The following is a 1,894-nucleotide window of genomic DNA, read 5'->3' on the forward strand; positions in this document are numbered from 1 at the left end:
ATTACTAAGGCTTAGTTGAGCCTCAATAAGAGCAGATATTTTCATATGCATTGAGGTAATCGTAAGGTTATTACCAGCGGCATCGTTAAGAAATTGAATTGCATACGATTGTCGTGGGTCAGCCACACCGAATCTGTTCGATGCAATCCCTTGAATATTACAGTTTTTTGCGCCTACAAATACGTACCCTGTTGCCCCGGCGTAAATATTACCCGAAATATACTGCCAACCATTGGTATCAGCGATTAATCCTGCACCTACAATATCTGTACCTTTGAATACAAATCCATTCTTTGCATTATCCTGCGCTTCACATACGCTTAGACCGATTCTTTTCCCTCGAATATCAAAACCATCACCTTGCTCTTGATTCAACTTACCACTGAACCATGACTTACAATTGTCAAAGCGTGAATTAGCATCTTTCTCGCTAGAGATAATACCTTGTAAACCAGATTCACCAGCGCTTAAAGATTCGTACCAATTATCTTGTGCGTCTAGGTAGAATCCGTTTTTATCACATCTTAAAGTTTGGACAGCCTTAACCTGTGATTCACCACGTCCAGCAATTATTAAACCAGTTCCTTTAGTCTCATAAATATAAACGTTTTCGATATAATGCCGAGCATCATGTTCTCCCACAAGGGAATCTGCAAACATTGCTGTAGCATCTCTTGTATTTATAATATATATACCACCAGCAGCATCACTAGTTTGGTTATCTTTATTTCCGTCAAGCCTTAAATTCTTAATTCCAATCATTTGCGAGGTATCTTTTTTCAAAGAAATTAACGGGGCATTGCTTCCTGACTTTAGTTTCAAAATAGATTTTTGTCCGGTACCTCCCAAAGATACATATGCTGGTAGTTTCAAAGGCGCTGATACAAAATTTCCTTCTGGTATAAAAACCTGTCCGCCTTTTCCTTCTAAAGAATCAAATGCAGCTTGAATTGCAAAAGCATTATCTTCTAATATTACATGCGCACCAAAATTTCTAATATTTACTGCGATATCAGCTAACCGCGCATCAATCTCATCAGCTCTTTTACCTGCCGTATCATATGATTTACCGGTAAAACTACTTGTTCTAAAATCCACAAGTTCACTAATAGATGGATTTTCATTTGTCATATTAGCGATTTGATCATCGTACTTCTTTTCTAAAGCGGATTGCTTATGTTTCGTTTCTTTAGAGAGTGACGTTGCTGTTTCTGTCTCTTTATTAATAGCATTGATTCCATCATGAATAGATCCACGAACATCTTTACCGTACATAGCGGTTTTAATTTTTTGTAAAAAACTACTAATATCAGCCACGTTTTACACCTCCATTTTCTAAAGCTATTAAACGATCTTCTATACTTTTTAAGCTCTCTTGTATCCCAATGATACTTTTACCGTTTAATTCTACCGTTTTTTCAGCTGTCTCTAGTCTTTCATCGTACATAGCAATAGCTTCAGTATTCTTTTGTATATCTTTTTGCATCTGTAAAATTACTTCAGATGTGGGTAAAGTTTGTATTTCTTCTTCAATTTTTTTTAAGATATTTCCTAAATCAGAGATTGAATTAATAATTCCTTGCAGATTAGCATCTTCAACCGCAGCCGTTAAATGCTTTATTTCTTGTTCCGCATTATTCAAACTAGTTGAAAGTGAGCCGATTTGCGTATTAAGTCTGGACACTGTAAATTGTAGTTCTGTAATTCTCTGAGATGATTTATTTGATTCACTTTGATACTGATTCAATGTCTTTAATTTATCACCGATTGAAAGAGAAGCACCTTGTGGACTGTTAATATCTAATGATTTCCCAACAATCCTTAATCGCTCATCAATTCCCATTATCGGATTTATTACCGGATGAGAATTTCCTGGCTCAAATGAATCGATATC

At 35.9% G+C, this 1,894-nt stretch carries 2 pseudogenes; both read right to left on the reverse strand.

The window, feature by feature from the left end:
• Window positions 1-1,317 (reverse strand): annotated as a pseudogene (locus CER22_RS30900) (hypothetical protein); the annotation flags it as partial.
• Window positions 1,310-1,894 (reverse strand): annotated as a pseudogene (locus tag CER22_RS33430) (lysin); the annotation flags it as partial. The pseudogenes CER22_RS33430 and CER22_RS30900, both read right to left, overlap by 8 nt.

Source organism: Bacillus sp. K2I17 (genome assembly GCF_002209985.1).
GTDB lineage: Bacteria > Bacillota > Bacilli > Bacillales > Bacillaceae_G > Bacillus_A > Bacillus_A wiedmannii.